The following is a 17174-nucleotide window of genomic DNA, read 5'->3' on the forward strand; positions in this document are numbered from 1 at the left end:
CATGCCCGACGCTTTCCGCCGCATCCTGATGTCGCCGATCTGGGCGGGCCAGGTCTTCACCGGCGCCACCTCCTTCGTCGACAACCCGATCCTGGGCTCGGCCCGGCTGAACCGGGCCGGCCTGCACGTCGCCCGCATCCGGCTGACGCAAGCCATGGCGAGCCTGCGCCGGGCCCAGCTCGCGCACCTGGTCTCCGCAGAGGACCGCGCCGCCTATCACCGCGACGGCTTCGTGCTGAAGCGCGATTTCCTGCCGCCCGCGCTCTACAGGGCCCTGATGGACCAGCTCCGCGCCCGGCGCGGCCCGGCGCGCGAGACGACCCAGGGCAACGCCATGACCCGGCGCATCGCCCTGGACCCGGAGGCGCTGGCGGCCATCCCGGCGGCGCGCGAGGTGCTGAAACATCCGGCCTGGCGCGGCCTGATCCGCTATGTCGGCGCCGCCGGCCAGGAGCCGGTCAACTATGTCCAGACCATCCTGACCCAGATCGACCAGCACGCGCCCGACCCCCAGCTGGCGCTTCACGCCGACGCCTTCTACCCCACGGTCAAGGCCTGGCTGTTCCTGACCGATGTGGCCGAGGACGCCGCGCCGCTGACCTACGTCCCCGGCTCGCACCGCATGACGCCTGCGCGCCTGGCATGGGAACAGGGGATCGCTGAAGGCGCCGCCGCCTCCGACTGCCGCCTGACCGCCCGGGGATCGTTTCGCATCACCGAGGCCGAGCTGGCCGGCCTGGGCCTGCCGCCGCCCCGCCGCTTCGTCGTGCCCGGCAACACCCTGGTGGTGGCCGACACCAGCGGTTTTCACGCCCGCGGCTCCAGCGCCGGCCCAACCACCAGGGTCGAGATCTGGGCCTATGGGCGGCGCAATCCGTTCCTGCCCTGGTCCGGCCTTGATCTCCTGGGCCTGACGGGCCTGGCCCCGCGCCAGGCCACCACGCTCTGGTGGGCGCTCGACCGCCTGCAGGAGGCCGGCCTGAAGCACAATGTCTGGCACGCCCAGGCTGACCGGTCGGCCTTCGACCCGTCGTTCCGCTGAAGCGAGAGGCCTACCGCGTCGGAACCGGGTGCTCGCCGCGATAGTCGTAGAAGCCGCGGCCGGTCTTGCGGCCCAGCCAGCCGGCTTCGACATATTTGGTCAAGAGCGGACAGGGCCGGTACTTGGAGTCCGCCAGGCCCTCATAGAGCACGTTCATGATCGACAGCACGGTGTCGAGGCCGATGAAATCGCCCAGCTCCAGGGGGCCCATCGGATGGTTGGCGCCCAGCTTCAGCGCCGTGTCGATGGCGTCGACCGTGCCCACGCCCTCGTACAGGGTGTAGATCGCCTCGTTGATCATCGGCACCAGCACGCGGTTGACGATGAAAGCCGGGAAGTCCTCGGCGTTGGCGGTGGTCTTGCCCAGCGACTTGGCGAAATTGACCGCGGTCTCGTAGGTGGCCACGTCCGTGGCGATGCCACGGATGATCTCGACCAGCTTCATCAGCGGGGCCGGGTTCATGAAGTGCAGGCCGATGAACCGCTCGGGCCGGTCGGTGTTCGAGGCCAGGCGGGTGATCGAGATCGACGAGGTGTTCGAGGCCAAAAGGGTGTGGCCGCTCAGGTGCGGCTCCAGGGCCTTGAAGATCGCCTTCTTGGTGGTCTCGTCCTCGGTGGCCGCCTCGATGGCGATGTCGGTCTGGCCGATCTCGCCCAGGGTCTCGGCCGGCTTGATCAGGGCCAGGGCGGCCTGCATGGCCTCGTCGGTGATCAGGCCGCGATGAACCTGGCGGGCCATGTTCTTCTCGATGGCGGCCAGGCCGCCGTCGATCCGCTCGCGGCTGAGGTCGTTCAGCCGCACCTGGTAGCCCGCCAGGGCGCAGACATGGGCGATGCCTGTGCCCATCTGACCGGCCCCGATCACCCCGACGCAACGGATATCGACCATTCAAAGACCTCGAATGCTGGCGAAGGCCGCAAAAATAGCACTTTCGCGACCCTCAAACCTCATTTCTAACACGCGTTTGCGGCTCGCCAAGAACTTTGCTGCGTCGCAGCGAAAATCTGCCGCATTCTTCGCGCCTGCGGGAAAGCCTGGGGGCGAGCCGGGAGATGACGCTCGCATGACGGGTGGCCTCAGCCCCCCAAAACAAAAGGCCGCGCCAGTCGCCCGGCGCGGCCTTCGATAGAGGTTCGGCGTTCGCCCTTAGAGGCCGGCGGCGCTCAGGGCGGCCATCAGCTCCGGCACGGCGGTCTTGTAGTCCGCCACCAGGCCATAATCGGCGACCTGGAAGATCGGGGCGTCGGCGTCCTTATTGATGGCGACGATGACCTTGGAGTCCTTCATGCCCGCTAGGTGCTGGATGGCGCCCGAGATGCCGACAGCCACGTAGAGCTGCGGGGCGACCACCTTGCCGGTCTGGCCGACCTGGTAGTCGTTGGGGGCATAGCCGGCGTCGACCGCCGCGCGGGACGCGCCGACGGCGGCGCCCAGCTTGTCGGCCAGGGGCTCGATCACCCGCTGGAACTCTTCGGCCGAGCCCATGGCGCGTCCGCCCGAGACCACGATCTTGGCCGCGGCCAGCTCGGGGCGGTCGGACTTGACGATCTCGTCGGAGACGAAGCGGGTCTTGCCCGCCCCTTCGCCGGCGCCGACCTTCTCGACCGCGGCCGAGCCGCCTTCGCCGGCCGCCTTGAAGGCGGTGGCGCGCACGGTGATGACCTTCTTGGCGTCCGACGACTGGATGGTCTCCAGCGCGTTGCCGGCATAGATCGGCCGCACGAAGGTGTCGGCCGAGACCACCTCGATGATTTCCGAGATCGGGGCCACGTCCAGCTTGGCGGCCACGCGCGGGGCGAAGTTCTTGCCCGCGGAGGTGGCCGGAACCAGAATCGCGTCATAGCCGCCGGCCAGGGCCAGCACGCAGTCGGCTGTGGCCTCGGCGATGTGCTGGCCAAGGGCGTCGCTTTCGGCGACCAGCACCTTGCGCACGCCTTCGATCTTGGCGGCTTCGGCGGCGACAGCATCCACGCCCTTGCCGGCGACCAGCACGTCGACGTCCCCAGACAGGGCTTTCGCGGCGGTGACGGTCTTGTGGGTGTTGTCCTTCAGCGACGCATTGTCGTGATCGGCGACGACGAGAACAGCCATCAGATAACCCCCGCTTCGGTCTTCAGCTTGGCCACCAGCTCGGCGGCGTTTTCGACCTTCACGCCCGCGGTGCGCTTCGGCGGCTCGGTCACTTTCAGCACCTTCAGGCGCCCGGTCAGATCGACGCCGTAGTCGGCGGCGGCCTTGGCGTCGATCGGCTTCTTCTTGGCCTTCATGATGTTGGGCAGCGAGGCGTAGCGCGGCTCGTTCAGGCGCAGGTCGGCGGTGACCACCGCCGGCAGGTCGAGCTCGAGCGTCTGCAGGCCGCCGTCGACTTCACGGGTGACCTTGGCCTTGTCGCCGGCGATCTCCAGCTTGGAGGCGTAGGTGGCCTGCGGCCAGTCCAGGAGGGCCGAGAGCATCTGGCCGACGGCGTTGTTGTCGCCATCGATGGCCTGCTTGCCCATCAGCACCAGGCCCGGCTGCTCCTCGGCCACCACGGCCTTCAGAAGCTTGGCCACTTCGAGGGGTTCGACATCGACGTCGCTGGTCACCAGGACGCCGCGGTCGGCGCCCATGGCCAAGGCGGTGCGGATGGTTTCCTGGGCCTGCTGCGGGCCGATCGAGACCACCACGATCTCGCTGGCGACGCCTTTTTCCTTCAGGCGAACGGCCTCTTCGACCGCGATCTCGCAGAAGGGATTCATGGACATCTTGACGTTGGCCAGGTCCACGCCCGTCTGGTCGGGCTTCACCCGAACCTTCACATTATAGTCGATAACCCGTTTGACCGGGACCAGAACCTTCATCGGTTTTCACGCCCTCAGCGTTGGAAAAATGGATATTTGGCGCAAGTCCGGCGCCGCAACTGCGAAAAGCGCGGCAAACTGACAACCGAGCCCTGGCCTGTCAACGCGCCAGCGCGAAATCCCGCATGTATGTTTGCGCCGTCCGGCTTGCAGCGGGGGGACAAGGCTTCCTATAGAGCGCGGATGAAGAGCAATCTCTCGAAAATCGGCATGGGGTTCCTGATCGGCTTCGCGGTTCTCTGCGTCGCCCTGATCGCGTTTCAGGCCTACTACATCTGGCCGATGCAGCGCTGCGAAGAGGCGGGCAACTGGTGGGATCCCCAGGACCGCGTCTGCGCCGTGCCGCTGCCCATTTCGCAGTTCACCGGCCGCAAGGTCGGCGGCAAGGAAGTGATCACCCGCCTGGGCCCCGGCGGCAAGCCGGGCGAGGGACGCTAAGGACACTCTCCCGCAAAGCGCTCAGCGCGTCCCGCCGGGCGTCCACAGCACGTCGCCGGCGCCCGTGCCGTTCGCCCAGCGCGAGGCGACGAACAAAAGGTCGGACAGCCGGTTCAGGTAGCGCAGGGCCGGGTCCTCCACCCGCTCGCCGGTCGCCGCCAGCCGCACCACCTCCCGCTCCGCCCGGCGGCAAACCGTGCGGGCCAGATGCAGCGCCGCCGCCGCGGCCGTCCCGCCCGGCAGGACGAACGAGGTCAGGGGCGAGAGCGCTTCGTTCAGCAGGTCGATCTCCTGCTCCAGCCGGTCGACCTGGCCCTGCACGATGCGCAAGGCGCCCGGCTTGTCGCCTGGAGTGGCCAGGTCCGCGCCCAGGTCGAACAGTTCGTTCTGCGCCCGCGCCAGGATCGCGTCCAGCACCGGATCATCCGCCGTGTGCAGGCGCACCAGGCCCAGGCAGGCGTTGGTCTCGTCCACCGCGCCATAGGCCTCGACCCTCTGGTCGGCCTTGCTGACCGGGGCGCCGCTGGCCAGCCGCGTCAGGCCCTTGTCGCCGGTGCGGGTATAGATGCGGTTCAGCGTCACCATCAGTGGTGGTGTCCCCACCAGAAGGCGGCGACCAGCACCATCACTGCGACAAACTGAAGCAGAACCCGCAATCTCATCAACTTATTCGAGTAGGATCGGCCGAAATCGCCGCCTCTGAACAGGGCGTAGATGCCGAAGGCCAGGGTGACCAGAACCGCGGCCAGGGATAGCGGTATCAGGAAATTGAAGAGGTTGGGCATGGCCCAAGCTTAAGCTCCTGCGGCGCTCGGCGCCATCCCAAACCTATGGTTGTGTCGTAACCTTGATATTTTCCCTGTGCGGACGTATCTGCGCGCCGTCCGGCCAAGAGAGCCGGGCGGGCCCGAAGCGGCCGCAATAGCTGAATCCAAACAAAGACTGTGCGGCGATCCGACGCTGGGGCGGGCGGTCGCAGCGCATTTGCCCCCGGCCTGGCGTAACGCTGCTCTCGCGCCGCCACGCTTGGGACGCCGAAGCCTTTGCATGCGCCCGGCCCGAAGCATCCGGGGGCATTCGTGTGGTGAGCCTTTGCTTCGCAGGACTGGACCGATCGATGAACCATAGACCCGCCTACGCCGTCGCCGCCTTCAACGATGCGCCCCCGACCCGGCGCGCCCTGGCCAAGCAACGGACGCGGCAACGCCTTCTGGAAGCGGCCCGCCGCCTGTTCGCCGAGCGCGGCTACGAAGCCGCCACGGTGCGCGACATCGCCGCCGCCGCCGACCTCTCCACCGGAGCCGTCTTCGCCAGCTTCGCCGACAAGGCGGAGCTGTTCACCGAGGTGATCGTCTCCGACTACGAACAGCTGGCCGAACGCATGGACGCCCTGGACCTCGAGGCCCTGCCGGCCCGCGAGGCCCTGATGAGCATCTTCGCCATCGCCTACCAGAACCAGATCGAGCAACTCGGCCTCATCCAGGCGGCGATCAGCTTCTCCTGGCAGCGCGACCACACGGCCGAGCTGCGCAGCCGCCAAGGCATGAAGCTTCTGACCGCGCTGATCTCCGCCGTCCTGCAGCGCGGCGTGCAGTCGGGGGAACTGTCCGACCGGCTCGACGTTCGTCTGACGACGGAAATGCTCTGGGACTGCTACATGGCCAATTATCGCCGGGCCATCTTCGACCACTGGGACGCCAAGGCCCTGTGCGAGCGCCTTTCGGCCCAGATCGACCTGATGCTGGCCGGCTTCCGCGCCGCCGCCTGATCATACGGACTGGAACTTCAAGGATGGCCACGCCGCAGCACATGCGCGCCGCGCGTTCGCGCGACGCCGAGCCCGCCGCCCACGCCCCCGAGGCGCGGATGGCGACGCTGGCGCGCGTCCAGGCCATCCTGGCCGCCCACCACGGCCTGCACGACTGGCGCGCCCGCCAGCTGTTCCCGCGCATGGCCGAGGGCCCGGAGGCCGCGCCGGTGGTCACCGCCGACGCCCAGCTGCGCGAGGCCCTGGCCGCCGCCCTCAGGCTCGGCGTCGATCGCGGCGAGGTGCGGCCAGGCGCCGACATCGAGGGTTTCCTCGACACCCTGCTGGCCATCTACGTGTGGAACTATCGCGAGCTCGGCCAGGCCGGCGCCGCGGCGGGCAAGCTGGACGCCCTGATGGAACAGCAGACCCGCCTGATGTTCGACGGCCTCGCCGCTCGCGGCTGAGGCCGTAGCGGAAGCCCCTTCAAACCGCTCCCGCCCGGGTATAGCGATCTCGGGCAGAAGAGGGAGCGAACGCCGATGGGCCTTGTCGAGACTGAGCGCCGGGGCGAGGCCCTGATCCTGCGCTATGCCAATCCGCCGCTGGGGACCATGACCGCGGCGGGGTCCGAAGCCATGCTGCAGGCGGTGAGCGACGTGGCCGCCGACCGCACGGTCCGCTGCCTGATCATCACCGGCGGCCTACCGGACATCTTCATCCGCCACTACGACGTGGCCGAGCTGGTGGGCCTGGGCGAGGCCCTGGCCGAGCGGCCCCTGCCGCCACCCACCGCCGCTCCGCCGGCCGGCGGCTATCTCGCCCTGGTCGACCGCATCGCCGCCCTGCCGATCCCGGTGATCGCGGCGATCAACGGCCTCTGCATGGGCGGCGGCTTTGAACTGGCCTTGAACTGCGACCTGCGCATCGCCGGCCGCTCGGTCACCGCCATCGGCCTGCCCGAGACCCGCATCGGCCTCTTCCCCGGCGGCGGCGGGACCCAGCGCTTGGTGCGCCTGGTGGGCGAGGCCCGCGCCCTGGAAATGATCCTGCGTGGGCGGGTGGTGGACGGGGAAAAGGCGGCCGAACTCGGCCTCGTGCACGAGGCGGTGGCCGATCCCGTGGAGCGGGCGCTGGAGATCGCCGCCGAGTTCGCCGCGCGCCCGGCCGAGGGCCTGGCCTACGCCAAGCATCTCATCCGCGCGGCCTTGGACCGGCCCCTTTCGGAGGGCCTCGCCGCGGAGCGCCGGGCTTTCCTTGAGGTCGTGCGCCTGCCTTCGGCGATCCAGGCGATGGCTTCGTCGCTGACGGACGCCCCTCTGGGGACCCGCGAACCGTCTTGACCGGGCCGCGCGAGGGCCGCTTCTTCGGCTTGGCCCAGCCCGGCTTGTATTCGGTCTTGGCCTTGGCTGGGCGTTCGGGCGCGGGCCGCGCCTTGGCCTGGCCGCCGCCCCTGCGCTGGCCGTCGCCCGCTGCAGGCCTTTCCGCCACCGCCGCCCGCGCCGGCGGCGCGATCCGCCGGTCGGCCGAGGGCAGCGACGCCGGATCGATATGCGCCGCCAGCTGCTCGCGGATCACCCGCGGCCCAACCTCCTCGACCTCGCCGGCCTCCAGCGTCCCCAACTGGAACGGGCCGTAGGACAGGCGGATCAGCCGATTGACGATCAGGCCCAGGGCCTCCAGCACCTTGCGGACCTCACGGTTCTTGCCCTCGGTCAGGGTGACGGTGATCCAGAGGTTGGCGGCGGTCCCGCCTTCCTTGGCCTTGTCCAGCCGCGCCTCGATCGGGCCGTAGTGCACGCCCTCGACCGTGATGCCGTTCAGCAGCGTGTCCAGCTTGGCCTGGGTGGTGTGGCCGCGCGCCCGGGCGCGATAGCGGCGCACCAGGCCGTTGGTCGGCATCTCCAGCGCCCGCGCCAGGGCCCCGTCATTGGTCAGCAGCAACAGGCCCTCGGAATTCAGGTCCAGCCGCCCGACCGAAATCACCCGCGGCAGGCCTTCGGGCAGGTGCTCGAACACCGTCGGCCGGCCCTTGGGGTCCTTGTGCGTTGTCACCAGGCCCGTGGGCTTGTGATAGCGCCACACCCGCGTCGGTTCGGCCTCGCCCACCGGCGCCCCGTCGACGGTCAGCAGATCGTCCGGACCCACCTTGATCGCCGGCGTGGTCAGGACCTCGCCGTTCAGCGCCACCCGCCCCTCGGCGATCAGTTTTTCCACGTCGCGGCGCGAGGCGACGCCGGCCCGGGCCAGCACCTTGGCCACGCGCTCGCCAACAGGGTCTTGACCGGCGTCCGCACCGGCGATTGGGTCAAAGGCATGATCGACCATGATTTGGCCACCATGCGCATCGCCCTCGACTTGGCGCAAGCCGCTGCCGCGGCCGGAGAGGCGCCGATCGGCGCGGTGGTGGTCGACACCACGACCGGCGAGGTGATCGCCGCCGCCCACAATGCGCCGATCTCGCTCTCGGACCCCACCGCCCACGCCGAGATCCTGGCCATGCGCGAAGCGGCGAAGAAGCGCGGCAACTATCGCCTGACCGGCCTGACCCTGGTGGTGACGCTTGAGCCCTGCCCCATGTGCGCCGGCGCCATCAGCCACGCCAGGATCGGCCGCCTGGTTTTCGGCGCCGAAGACCCCAAGGGCGGCGGGGTGTTGCACGGCGCCAAGGTCTTCGACCACCCCACCTGCCACTGGAAGCCTGATATCACCGGCGGGGTGCTGGCCGAGGAGAGCGCGGCCCTGCTGAGGGGGTTTTTCCAGGCGCGGCGAGGGAAGGGTGCGGAGGCCGCCAAATAGCGGACCGCCCAGCCTCGCCATGCGTGGGCAGGCGGACTAGGCTGGCGAAAACGGTCCGGAAACAGGGCCGAGACGGGAGGCTGGCCATGGCGGAACTTCTGCGGCGCACCCTAGTGCAGGCGGCGTTGGGGCTTGGCGCGGGCGCAGGCGCAGGCGCAGCGAACGCCCAGACCGTCACCTTGCCCTTCGGCAATGGCGAGCGGCCCCTGGTCTCCTATCCGCAGAAACGGCCCCTCATCCGCCTGACCACGCGGCCGCCGCAGTTGGAGACGCCCTTCGCCGTCTATGACGAGGGCGTTCTGACCCCCAACGACGCCTTCTTCGTCCGCTATCACCTGGCCGGCGCCCCGCCCACGGATCTCGACCCCGACACCTTCCGACTTTTGGTCCAGGGGCTCGTCGACAACCAGCTCGCCCTGTCGCTCAAAGAGCTGAAGGCCATGCCGGCGGTCGAGATCGTGGCGGTCAACCAATGCTCGGGCAACGGCCGCGGATTCTTCGAGCCCCGGGTCGGCGGAGGGCAGGCAGGCAACGGCCTGATGGGCAATGCGCGCTGGCGCGGGGTCCCGCTCAAGGGGGTGCTGGAAAAGGCGGGCGTGAAGGCCGGCGCCGTGCAGGTTCGCTTCGACGGCATGGACGGCCCGGTCCTGCCCGAAACCCCCGACTTCGCCAAGGCGCTGGATCTGGCCCACGCCCTGGACGGCGAGGTGATGCTGGCCTGGGGCATGAACGGCGCCGACCTGCCGATCCTCAACGGCTATCCGCTGCGGCTGGTCGTGCCGGGCTATTACGGGACCTATTGGGTCAAGCACGTGAACGAGATCACGGTGCTGGACAAGCCGCTCGACAATTTCTGGATGTCGACCGCCTACCGCGTCCCCGACAACGACTGCGCCTGCGTCACCCCCGGGACCGCGCCGGCCAAGACCCGGCCAATCGGCCGCTTCAAGGTCCGCAGCTTCATCACCAATCTGGCCGACGGCGCCAAGGTGGCGGCCGGCCGCCAGACCCTGCTGCGCGGCATGGCCTTCGACGGCGGCTCGGGCATAGCCGAGGTGGCGGTCTCGGCCGACGGCGGGGCCAGCTGGACGCCGGCCAGGCTCGGCCCGGACCTCGGCCGCTACGCCTTCCGCCCCTGGTCGGCCCAGGTGCGCCTCACCGCCGGCCGCCACGCCCTGAAGGTCAAGGCGACAAGCCATGCCGGCGAGACCCAGCCGGCGGAGCAGCCCTGGAATCCCTCCGGCTACCTGCGCAACCTGATCGAAACCGTGACCGTGGAGGCGGCCTGATGCGCGCTCGCCTGATCCTGGCCGCCAATCTACTAGCTTGCTTCGCGGCCCTGGCCGCCGGCGCCGTGGCCGCGCCGGTCAGCTATGATCCGCCGGCCGAGACGGCGACGCTGCCGCCCGGGCCGAACCTGGAGACGGCCCAGGCCAACTGCTCAGCCTGCCACTCGGCCGACTACATCACCACCCAGCCCAGGAGCTTCAAGGACCCGCACGCCTTCTGGGCCGCCGAGGTGGCCAAGATGCGCAAGGCCTACGGCGCCCAGATCAAGGACGAGGACGCGCCCAAGATCGTCGACTATCTGACGGCGACGATGGGGAAATAGCGGACGCTCAAAGCTCCCGCCCAAGGTACTTCTCGACCTGGCGCTTCTCCCAGGCGCCGTCGAGGAACGGAACGGCGCCGAAGACCGAAAACCCGTGCGCCGCGACGCCCAGACCCCAGCCTAGGGCGGGCCAGACGAACCACCAGTAGTGGGGCGAGCTGTACAGATTGAAGCCCGCCAGCAGGGGGATCACGATCAGGTACTGCATCAGGTGCATGTAGAACCCCTTCAACTTGCGCACGTGCGCCAGGGCCAAGGCCTCGTCCGGGCGGATTTTCGAAAGTTGCGGCTCGTCCACGGCGGTCTCCTTCAGGCTTTCGAGGTCAGTGTCGAAAACCGCCGCAAGGGCCTTCAGCGACTCCAGGCTGCCGGGCTGGCCGCGTTCGAGCCGCTGGATGGTGCGCACGCTGAGGCCGGAAACCTCGGCCAGCTGCTCCTGGGACCAGCCCCGCTGCAGCCTCATCTTCTGGATCAGCATGTTCACGTTCCTTGCCGCGATCGGCCCGACCCTTAAGGCCCGCCGTCATTGGGCGACCACGTCAGCGCCCCGTCAATCGCCCGCCAGCGGCCTGACAGCCGCCCGACAGGAGCCTGTCAGGCCTCCACCATCGCCCGCGCCACCGCCTCGGCGACCTTGATGCCGTCCACCGCGGCCGAGAGGATGCCCCCGGCATAGCCCGCCCCCTCGCCGGCCGGGAACAGCCCGCGCACGTTCAGGCTCTGCAGGTCCGCGCCGCGGGTGATGCGGACGGGCGAGGAGGTGCGGGTCTCCACCCCGGTCAAGAGCGCCTCGGGATCGTCGTAGCGCGGGATCTTGCGGCCGAACACGGGTAGGGCCTCGCGCATGGCCTCGATGACATAGTCCGGCATGACCGCCGCCAGGTCGGTCGGCCGCACCCCGGGGCGATAGCTGGGGACCACCTCGCCCAGCGCGGTCGAGGCCCGCCCGGCCAGGAAGTCGCCGACGAGCTGCCCAGGCGCGAAATAGTCCTTACCGCCCGCGACGAACGCCCGGCTCTCCAGCTCCCGCTGCAGCGCCACGCCAGCCAGCGGATGCTCGCTCGGATAGTCCGCCGGGGTGATGCCGACGACGAAGCCGGCGTTGGCGTTACGCTCGTTGCGCGAATACTGGCTCATGCCGTTGGTGACCACGCGCCCCGGCTCCGAGGCCGCCGCCACCACCGTCCCGCCCGGGCACATGCAGAAGCTGTAGGCCGTGCGGCCATTGGCGCAGTGATGCGACAACGAATAGGCCGCGGCGCCGAGGTCTGGATGCCCGGCGCACGGCCCGAACAGCGCCTTGTCGATCCAGGACTGCGGATGCTCGATGCGAAAGCCGATCGAGAACGGCTTGGCCTCGATGTGGACGCCGCGGTCGTGCAGCATTTCGAAGGTGTCGCGCGACGAATGCCCGACGGCCAGCACCACCTGCTCCGCCTCCAGGAACTCGCCAGTGTGAAGGTGCAGGCCGCGCACGCGACCCCGGTCCAGCTCCACGTCGCTCACCCGGGTCTGGAAGCGATACTCCCCGCCCAGCCCCTCGATCTTGGCTCGCAGGCGCTCGACCATGGTCACCAGGCGAAAGGTGCCGATGTGCGGGTGGGCCTCGGTCAGGATCTCGGCCGGCGCCCCGGCCTGGACGAACTCGGTCAGCACCTTGCGGCCCAGGAAGCGCGGGTCCTTGATCTGGCTGTAGAGCTTGCCGTCGGAAAAGGTGCCGGCGCCGCCCTCGCCGAACTGGACGTTGGATTCCGGGTTCAGTTCGCTGCGTCGCCAAAGGCCCCAGGTGTCCTTGGTCCGCTCGCGCACCACCTTGCCGCGGTCGAGGATGATCGGGCGAAAGCCCATCTCGGCCAGGATCAGCCCGGCGAACAGGCCGCACGGCCCGGCCCCGATCACCACCGGCCGCAGCCCCTGGCCGCGCGGCGCCCTGGCGACCGGGCGGTATGTGGTGTCCGGCGTCGGCCGCACATGCGGATCGCCCGCCAGCCGATCCAGCACCGCCGCCTCGCCCGCGACCTCGGCGTCGACGATATAGACCTTCAGGATCGCCGACTTCCTGCGCGCATCGTGCGCCCGCTTCCACACCGACCACTGGATCAGATCGCCCGCCGGCACGCCCAGCCGCGCGGCGATCGCCGCCGGCAGCGCCTCGGGCGGGTAGTCCAGGGGGAGCTTGAGTTCGGATATGCGCAGCATGGGGGCTATGTAGCGGGGATGGGGCGGAATTTGCTATGCTCACCCAAACAGGGGAGGGCGCGCGATGGGCGAACCGATCGTATGCGACATGCGCGAGACCCGCGCGCTGAACGTGGTGGGCGAGCAGCTTCGCGTGCTCGCTCCCGGGGCCAAGACCGGAAGCTACGAAATCTTTCATCAGGCCGGACCAGAGGGCAGCGGCCCGCCGCCGCACAGCCATGACTGGGACGAGGCCTTCTACGTCATCGCCGGCGAGATCGCCTTCGGTGTCGGCGAGCGAACGCTGACCGCGCGACCCGGCATGCTGGTGCATCTGCCGGCCGGAACCACGCACTGGTTCCGCTTCGGTCCCGGCGGCGGCGAGATGGTCAGCGTCACCAGCCGCGAAGGCGCCGCGCAGTTCTTCGAGGCCATCGACCGCGAAATCGCGCCGGACGCCCCGGACCTCGGCAAGCTAGTCCAGGTCGCCGAGGCCCATGGGTTGAAGGTAGGGGCGCCCTGACGATCTGCATTAGATGAGCTGAAGGGGACCTACCCCACCACCTTATAGAAAAACGTCGCGTCGCACGGCCGGCCGTCCGGATAGAGCGCGAACCCCGGAACGATCCCGAACGCCGTCCAGCCGCAGCGGCGGTAGAGGAGATCGCCCGGATCGCCGGTCACGGTGTCGAGCGTCAGAAGGGTGCGCCCGACCCGCACCGCCTCGGCCTCGGCGGCGGCCAGGAGGGCGGCGCCGGCGCCCAGGCGACGGGCTCTGGAATGCACCAGCATCTTTGAAATATCGGCCCGGTGCGGCTGATTGGGGATCTGGCAGGGGACCAGTTGCACCGTGCCCAGGATTCCCGCCGCGTCCTCCGCTACAAACAGTGTCCGCCCGTCGCCCCGCGCCTTGGCCGCCACGTCGCGGAAGAAGGCGACGGCGTCGTCCATGCCGAAATCGGCCATGAAGCTGATCGAGGCCCCGCCCTCGACACAGTCGACCAGCACCGCCGCCAAGGCTTCGGCCGAAGCCTCGATCTCGTCCGGCAACAGGGCGCGGATGATAAGCCCGCTCATACCAGGAACGCCTCGACGCGGGCGGCCAGGCCGGCGCGAACCTCGGGCCACTCGTCCTTCAGGATCGAAAAGACGATGGTGTCGCGCACCCGCCCGGTCCAGGTGACCAGGTCCTGGCGCAGCACGCCGTCCTGGTGGGCGCCCAGCTTGCGCATGGCCCCCGCCGAGCGGACGTTCATCGCATCGACCCGGAACTGGACGCGCCGGCAGCCCTGCTTGAAGGCGTGATCCAGCATCAGCAGCTTGGACTCCGGATTGACCGGCCCGCCGCGCACGTCCGGGTGCAGATAGGTGCCGCCGATCTCGGCCGTCTGGTTGACCCTGTCGGGACCGAAGCCCGAGACCCCCACCAGCTCCCCGTCCTTCAGGATGGCGAAGATCGCCCCGCTGCCGTCGGCGTTGCGCCCCATGGCCCGGTCCCAATAGGCGTCGAACCCCTCGCCGACCATGGAATAGGGATAGAGGGTCCAGATGCCCTGGTCCGCCGCGCAGACCGCGCGCAGAGCCTCGCGATGCGCCTCGTCCAGCCGCGTCATCCGCACGAACCGGCCCTGAAGATCGACCCCGCCCAGCTCCATGACCCTAGCTGTGCTCAATCCGGGCCATGGGCGCAAGTGATGCTTGCCGCGCACGTCAGGGCGTGCGAAAAGTCTTTCAAACAACCGTTTGAACGGCGAAAGAAGGGCAGGACCATGGACTTCGACATCTCCCCCACCCAGACCCAATGGCTGAACCGGGTCGTGGCCTTCATGAACGAGCACATCTACCCGGCGATCCCGGCCTACGAGGCCGAGATGAACGTCCTCGGCGAGGAGCGCTGGAAGGTGGTCCAGGTGGTCGAGGAGCTGAAGGCGAAGGCCAAGAAGGAAGGCCTGTGGAACTTCTTCATGCCGCCGCACTCAGGCCAGAGCCACGTGGACGACGAGTTCCATTTCGAAGGCCACCAGCTGACCAACCTGGAATACAGCCTGATCGCCGAGCAGATGGGCAAGGTCGGCTTCGCGTCCGAGGTGTTCAACTGCTCGGCGCCGGACACCGGCAACATGGAAGTGCTGATGCGCTACGGCACCCTGGCGCAGAAGGAAAAGTGGCTGCGCCCGCTGATGAACGGCGAGATCCGCTCGGCCTTCCTGATGACCGAGCCGGCGGTGGCCTCCTCCGACGCCACCAACATCGAGACCCGCATCGAGCGCGACGGCGACCACTATGTGATCAACGGCCGCAAGTGGTGGTCCTCGGGCGTGGGCGACCCGCGCTGCAAGGTCGCCATCGTCATGGGCAAGACCAACCTGGAGGCCGAGCGCCACGCCCAGCAATCCCAGGTGCTGGTCCCGCTCGATGCGCCCGGGATCAAGGTCCTGCGCATGCTGCCGGTGTTCGGCTATGACGACGCCCCGCACGGTCACGCCGAGGTGCTGCTGGAGAACGTGCGCGTGCCGATCGAGGACGCGCTCCTGCTCGGCGAAGGCCGCGGCTTCGAGATCGCCCAGGGCCGCCTGGGTCCGGGCCGCATCCACCACTGCATGCGCACCATCGGCACGGCCGAGGTGGCGCTGGAGAAGATGTGCCGGCGCCTGCTGAGCCGCAAAGCCTTCGGCAAATACATCTCCGACCACTCGGTGTGGGAGCAGCGGGTCGCAGAGGCGCGCATCGATATCGAGATGTGCCGCCTTCTGTGCCTGAAGGCCGCCGACATGATGGACAAGGCCGGCAACAAGGCCGCCCGGCTGGAGATCGCCATGATCAAGGTCGCGGCCCCCAGGATCGCACTGAAGATCATCGACGACGCCATCCAGGCCCATGGCGGCGCCGGGGTCACCACCGACTTCGGCCTGGCCCGCGCCTATGCCGGCCAGCGCACCCTGCGCCTGGCCGACGGCCCGGACGAGGTCCACGCCCGCACCATCGCCCGCATGGAGTTCGGCAAGTACGGCGACCTGGTCTACCAGCAGAAGGCCGAACGCGAAGCCGCCCTGCACGTGCCGGGGATCAGGTGATCTGAACCCCTTCCCCCTTGCGGGAAGGGGCAGGGGATGGGGGTGAAACACCCAGGTCGGCCGATTCGGGCGCCGAAACCCCCACCCCAACCCCTCCCCGCAAGGGGGAGGGACTATCTAAGGCGTATGGCAAACCGCCTCGATGTTGCGCCCCTCCGGGTCCAGCACGAACGCGCCATAGTAGCTGGGATGATAGTGCGCCCTTACGCCCGGCGCGCCGTTGTCGATCCCGCCGGCGGCCAGGGCTGCGGCGTAGAAGGCGTCCACCGCCGCCCGGTCGGCCGCAGCGAAGGCCACGTGCAGCGGCCCTTGCGTCGCCGCCGCGTTCTGCAGCCAGAAATAGGGCTTGGTCCCTTCGCCATAACCGACCACCCGCGCGGCGCCCTCGTCGAACTGCATGACCCGGGACACGCCCAGCGGCGCCAGCGCCTTGTCATAGAAGGCCGTGGCGCGCTCGAAATCGGCGACGCCGAAGGTGATGTGGTCCAGCATGGCGGCAGGCTCCTTGACAGGCGGGCGCTGGCGGACGACTGAGCCTCGCGCGCAGGATGCTGGCAAGGGGATCGCATGGGACTGCATGGGTTGGGCAGGGGCTTGGCCGCCACGGCGGCGGCGACCGCGGCCCTTCTCGCGGGCCCCGTGCTGGCCAAGGGCTGGCCCAACGCCCTGCCCGCCCAGCCCCTGGTGCAGGCCGAGCATCGCTGCGCGCCCGGCGTGGTGGCCCTGAACCGCCGCTGCAAGGTGGTCGATTTCGCCCGCCTGGGCCAGGCTTCGGACGGGCGCGAGCTCTACTACGCCTTCTACGGCACCCGCTGGGCCGACCGGCATGGGACCATGGAGCGCGGCTTTCCGATCATCTACTACCTGGAACAGCCGGCGACCCTGCGCCTGGGCCTATGGGTCAATGACGAGCCGGGCCTGGCCGGCCATTGGGCCATGACCGCGCCCCTGCGGCCCGTGCTGCTGAACCGGCCCGACGCCGACTATGTCGGCTTCACCCTCAAGGCCGTCAGAGGCCCCGACGCCCAGCGCCTGTTCCGCCGCGACAAGACCCACTGGAAGAATATCGACATCCTGCACCGCACCGACGCGGATCAGGCCAAGCTCGACGCTGTCACCCCCAGAGCCTGCGAGGCGGCCGACGACGGCTTCTATGACTGGACCCATTTCCGCCTGGTCCTGGCCCTGCGCGACAGCATCAGCCACGCCCCCTGCGGCTTGATTTTCGGCGAGCTGGACGTCAAGGAAAGCCGCCTCGCCATCACCTCGGCGACCTACAGCAAGGTCATTCCAGGGGAACGCACACCCCAGGCCGGGCTGCAAATGATCCCTGCGCCCTTGACTCCCGGCGGTCCCGGACATACCTCCCGCTCGCGTTAGCACTCAGGGGGTGCGGCTGCTAATGGCCGCGCGCCGGGGGCTATCCAGCATTTTGAGAACCCA

The 17174-nt window shown here is 69.1% G+C and carries 21 protein-coding genes and 1 pseudogene; 11 read left to right on the forward strand and 11 right to left on the reverse strand.

The genetic code is table 11. The features are described 5' to 3' along the window. The first annotated feature begins 1 nt into the window (after position 1). Positions 2-1042, forward strand: coding sequence for a phytanoyl-CoA dioxygenase family protein (locus tag KCG34_RS14505; protein ID WP_211936361.1), 1041 nt, complete (start codon positions 2-4; stop codon positions 1040-1042). A 10-nt stretch (positions 1043-1052) separates the two neighbouring features. On the opposite strand, the gene KCG34_RS14510 is transcribed toward KCG34_RS14505, so the two are convergent. The 3 genes from KCG34_RS14510 to KCG34_RS14520 all read right to left on the reverse strand — a co-directional run bounded on the left by KCG34_RS14510 (position 1053) and on the right by KCG34_RS14520 (position 3883). After that, positions 1053-1931 carry a 3-hydroxybutyryl-CoA dehydrogenase gene (locus tag KCG34_RS14510; RefSeq protein ID WP_211936362.1) on the reverse strand — a complete coding sequence of 293 codons (879 nt, stop codon included), beginning with the start codon at positions 1929-1931 and terminating at the stop codon, positions 1053-1055. Positions 1932-2189: 258 nt separating this feature from the next. Next, a complete protein-coding gene (locus tag KCG34_RS14515; protein ID WP_211936363.1) occupies positions 2190-3134 on the reverse strand; it encodes an electron transfer flavoprotein subunit alpha/FixB family protein in 945 nt (314 codons plus the stop codon). Next, positions 3134-3883: an electron transfer flavoprotein subunit beta/FixA family protein gene (locus KCG34_RS14520; protein ID WP_211936364.1), complete on the reverse strand. Its 750-nt coding sequence runs from the start codon at positions 3881-3883 to the stop codon at positions 3134-3136. The genes KCG34_RS14515 and KCG34_RS14520 overlap by 1 nt, the downstream gene beginning before the upstream one ends. A 183-nt stretch (positions 3884-4066) precedes the next feature. Between KCG34_RS14520 and KCG34_RS14525 the strand changes: the two genes are divergently transcribed. Next, entirely contained in the window at positions 4067-4321 is a 255-nt protein-coding gene (locus tag KCG34_RS14525; protein WP_211936365.1) for a hypothetical protein, read from the forward strand. A gap of 21 nt (positions 4322-4342) precedes the next feature. On the opposite strand, the gene KCG34_RS14530 is transcribed toward KCG34_RS14525, so the two are convergent. Continuing rightward, complete coding sequence (locus KCG34_RS14530) at positions 4343-4906, reverse strand: cob(I)yrinic acid a,c-diamide adenosyltransferase (RefSeq protein ID WP_211936366.1); 564 nt, start codon at positions 4904-4906, stop codon at positions 4343-4345. Continuing rightward, positions 4906-5106, reverse strand: coding sequence for a twin transmembrane helix small protein (locus KCG34_RS14535; protein WP_211936367.1), 201 nt, complete (start codon positions 5104-5106; stop codon positions 4906-4908). The genes KCG34_RS14530 and KCG34_RS14535 overlap by 1 nt, the downstream gene beginning before the upstream one ends. A gap of 332 nt (positions 5107-5438) precedes the next feature. Between KCG34_RS14535 and KCG34_RS14540 the strand changes: the two genes are divergently transcribed. The 3 genes and pseudogenes from KCG34_RS14540 to KCG34_RS25905 all read left to right on the forward strand — a co-directional run. Further along, positions 5439-6089, forward strand: coding sequence for a TetR/AcrR family transcriptional regulator (locus KCG34_RS14540; protein ID WP_211936368.1), 651 nt, complete (start codon positions 5439-5441; stop codon positions 6087-6089). Positions 6090-6112: 23 nt separating this feature from the next. Then, complete coding sequence (locus tag KCG34_RS14545; RefSeq protein WP_211936369.1) at positions 6113-6535, forward strand: hypothetical protein; 423 nt, start codon at positions 6113-6115, stop codon at positions 6533-6535. Positions 6536-6706: 171 nt separating this feature from the next. Then, positions 6707-7273: pseudogene (locus KCG34_RS25905) on the forward strand (enoyl-CoA hydratase/isomerase family protein); the annotation flags it as partial. On the opposite strand, the gene KCG34_RS14550 reads toward KCG34_RS25905, so the two are convergent. Then, complete coding sequence (locus KCG34_RS14550; RefSeq protein ID WP_376788198.1) at positions 7263-8330, reverse strand: pseudouridine synthase; 1068 nt, start codon at positions 8328-8330, stop codon at positions 7263-7265. The pseudogene KCG34_RS25905 and the gene KCG34_RS14550 overlap by 11 nt on opposite strands. A gap of 78 nt (positions 8331-8408) precedes the next feature. Between KCG34_RS14550 and tadA the strand changes: the two genes are divergently transcribed. The 3 genes from tadA (at position 8409) to sorB (ending at position 10479) form a co-directional block, all read left to right on the forward strand. Then, positions 8409-8867 carry a tRNA adenosine(34) deaminase TadA gene (gene tadA / locus KCG34_RS14555; RefSeq protein WP_211940829.1) on the forward strand — a complete coding sequence of 153 codons (459 nt, stop codon included), beginning with the start codon at positions 8409-8411 and terminating at the stop codon, positions 8865-8867. A gap of 86 nt (positions 8868-8953) precedes the next feature. Then, on the forward strand, positions 8954-10156 hold the full coding sequence (gene sorA / locus KCG34_RS14560) for a SorA family sulfite dehydrogenase catalytic subunit (protein WP_211936371.1): 1203 nt from the start codon (positions 8954-8956) through the stop codon (positions 10154-10156). Next, positions 10156-10479 carry a SorB family sulfite dehydrogenase c-type cytochrome subunit gene (gene sorB, locus KCG34_RS14565; RefSeq protein ID WP_211936372.1) on the forward strand — a complete coding sequence of 108 codons (324 nt, stop codon included), beginning with the start codon at positions 10156-10158 and terminating at the stop codon, positions 10477-10479. Before sorA ends, sorB begins: the two co-directional genes overlap by 1 nt. Positions 10480-10486: 7 nt before the next feature. On the opposite strand, the gene KCG34_RS14570 is transcribed toward sorB, so the two are convergent. Both KCG34_RS14570 and KCG34_RS14575 read right to left on the reverse strand, forming a co-directional pair. Then, positions 10487-10957: a 2TM domain-containing protein gene (locus KCG34_RS14570; protein WP_211936373.1), complete on the reverse strand. Its 471-nt coding sequence runs from the start codon at positions 10955-10957 to the stop codon at positions 10487-10489. 116 nt (positions 10958-11073) lie between these two features. Further along, complete coding sequence (locus tag KCG34_RS14575; protein ID WP_211936374.1) at positions 11074-12678, reverse strand: NAD(P)/FAD-dependent oxidoreductase; 1605 nt, start codon at positions 12676-12678, stop codon at positions 11074-11076. Positions 12679-12742: 64 nt separating this feature from the next. Here KCG34_RS14575 and KCG34_RS14580 point away from each other — a divergent pair, with 64 nt between their 5' ends. After that, on the forward strand, positions 12743-13180 hold the full coding sequence (locus KCG34_RS14580) for a cupin domain-containing protein (RefSeq protein ID WP_211936375.1): 438 nt from the start codon (positions 12743-12745) through the stop codon (positions 13178-13180). 29 nt (positions 13181-13209) lie between these two features. Here KCG34_RS14580 and KCG34_RS14585 read toward each other — a convergent pair whose 3' ends face one another. Beyond that, entirely contained in the window at positions 13210-13734 is a 525-nt protein-coding gene (locus tag KCG34_RS14585; RefSeq protein WP_211936376.1) for a GNAT family N-acetyltransferase, read from the reverse strand. Continuing rightward, positions 13731-14330 carry a GNAT family N-acetyltransferase gene (locus tag KCG34_RS14590; RefSeq protein WP_211936377.1) on the reverse strand — a complete coding sequence of 200 codons (600 nt, stop codon included), beginning with the start codon at positions 14328-14330 and terminating at the stop codon, positions 13731-13733. The genes KCG34_RS14585 and KCG34_RS14590 overlap by 4 nt, the downstream gene beginning before the upstream one ends. 96 nt (positions 14331-14426) lie before the next feature. On the opposite strand from KCG34_RS14590, the gene KCG34_RS14595 reads away from it, so the two are divergent. Then, on the forward strand, positions 14427-15731 hold the full coding sequence (locus tag KCG34_RS14595; protein WP_211936378.1) for an acyl-CoA dehydrogenase family protein: 1305 nt from the start codon (positions 14427-14429) through the stop codon (positions 15729-15731). A gap of 117 nt (positions 15732-15848) precedes the next feature. Here KCG34_RS14595 and KCG34_RS14600 read toward each other — a convergent pair whose 3' ends face one another. Continuing rightward, positions 15849-16223 carry a VOC family protein gene (locus KCG34_RS14600; RefSeq protein WP_211936379.1) on the reverse strand — a complete coding sequence of 125 codons (375 nt, stop codon included), beginning with the start codon at positions 16221-16223 and terminating at the stop codon, positions 15849-15851. A gap of 75 nt (positions 16224-16298) precedes the next feature. On the opposite strand from KCG34_RS14600, the gene KCG34_RS14605 reads away from it, so the two are divergent. Then, entirely contained in the window at positions 16299-17111 is an 813-nt protein-coding gene (locus KCG34_RS14605) for a hypothetical protein (protein WP_211936380.1), read from the forward strand. Positions 17112-17174 lie beyond the last annotated feature (63 nt).

Source organism: Phenylobacterium montanum, assembly GCF_018135625.1.
Classification (GTDB): domain Bacteria; phylum Pseudomonadota; class Alphaproteobacteria; order Caulobacterales; family Caulobacteraceae; genus Poindextera; species Poindextera montana.

What these genes read in the sequence shown, in the direction of transcription:
- KCG34_RS14545 (WP_211936369.1), top strand. Translation starts at nt 6,113, where the DNA reads ATGGCCACGCCGCAGCACATGCGCGCCGCGCGTTCGCGCGACGCCGAG.
- KCG34_RS14530 (WP_211936366.1), bottom strand. Translation starts at nt 4,906, where the DNA reads ATGGTGACGCTGAACCGCATCTATACCCGCACCGGCGACAAGGGCCTG.
- KCG34_RS14505 (WP_211936361.1), top strand. Translation starts at nt 2, where the DNA reads ATGCCCGACGCTTTCCGCCGCATCCTGATGTCGCCGATCTGGGCGGGC.
- KCG34_RS14570 (WP_211936373.1), bottom strand. Translation starts at nt 10,957, where the DNA reads ATGCTGATCCAGAAGATGAGGCTGCAGCGGGGCTGGTCCCAGGAGCAG.
- KCG34_RS14510 (WP_211936362.1), bottom strand. Translation starts at nt 1,931, where the DNA reads ATGGTCGATATCCGTTGCGTCGGGGTGATCGGGGCCGGTCAGATGGGC.
- KCG34_RS14580 (WP_211936375.1), top strand. Translation starts at nt 12,743, where the DNA reads ATGGGCGAACCGATCGTATGCGACATGCGCGAGACCCGCGCGCTGAAC.
- KCG34_RS14605 (WP_211936380.1), top strand. Translation starts at nt 16,299, where the DNA reads ATGGGACTGCATGGGTTGGGCAGGGGCTTGGCCGCCACGGCGGCGGCG.
- KCG34_RS14600 (WP_211936379.1), bottom strand. Translation starts at nt 16,223, where the DNA reads ATGCTGGACCACATCACCTTCGGCGTCGCCGATTTCGAGCGCGCCACG.
- KCG34_RS14520 (WP_211936364.1), bottom strand. Translation starts at nt 3,883, where the DNA reads ATGAAGGTTCTGGTCCCGGTCAAACGGGTTATCGACTATAATGTGAAG.
- sorA (WP_211936371.1), top strand. Translation starts at nt 8,954, where the DNA reads ATGGCGGAACTTCTGCGGCGCACCCTAGTGCAGGCGGCGTTGGGGCTT.
- KCG34_RS14535 (WP_211936367.1), bottom strand. Translation starts at nt 5,106, where the DNA reads ATGCCCAACCTCTTCAATTTCCTGATACCGCTATCCCTGGCCGCGGTT.
- KCG34_RS14515 (WP_211936363.1), bottom strand. Translation starts at nt 3,134, where the DNA reads ATGGCTGTTCTCGTCGTCGCCGATCACGACAATGCGTCGCTGAAGGAC.
- sorB (WP_211936372.1), top strand. Translation starts at nt 10,156, where the DNA reads ATGCGCGCTCGCCTGATCCTGGCCGCCAATCTACTAGCTTGCTTCGCG.
- KCG34_RS14525 (WP_211936365.1), top strand. Translation starts at nt 4,067, where the DNA reads ATGAAGAGCAATCTCTCGAAAATCGGCATGGGGTTCCTGATCGGCTTC.
- tadA (WP_211940829.1), top strand. Translation starts at nt 8,409, where the DNA reads ATGCGCATCGCCCTCGACTTGGCGCAAGCCGCTGCCGCGGCCGGAGAG.
- KCG34_RS14540 (WP_211936368.1), top strand. Translation starts at nt 5,439, where the DNA reads ATGAACCATAGACCCGCCTACGCCGTCGCCGCCTTCAACGATGCGCCC.
- KCG34_RS14595 (WP_211936378.1), top strand. Translation starts at nt 14,427, where the DNA reads ATGGACTTCGACATCTCCCCCACCCAGACCCAATGGCTGAACCGGGTC.
- KCG34_RS14575 (WP_211936374.1), bottom strand. Translation starts at nt 12,678, where the DNA reads ATGCTGCGCATATCCGAACTCAAGCTCCCCCTGGACTACCCGCCCGAG.
- KCG34_RS14585 (WP_211936376.1), bottom strand. Translation starts at nt 13,734, where the DNA reads ATGAGCGGGCTTATCATCCGCGCCCTGTTGCCGGACGAGATCGAGGCT.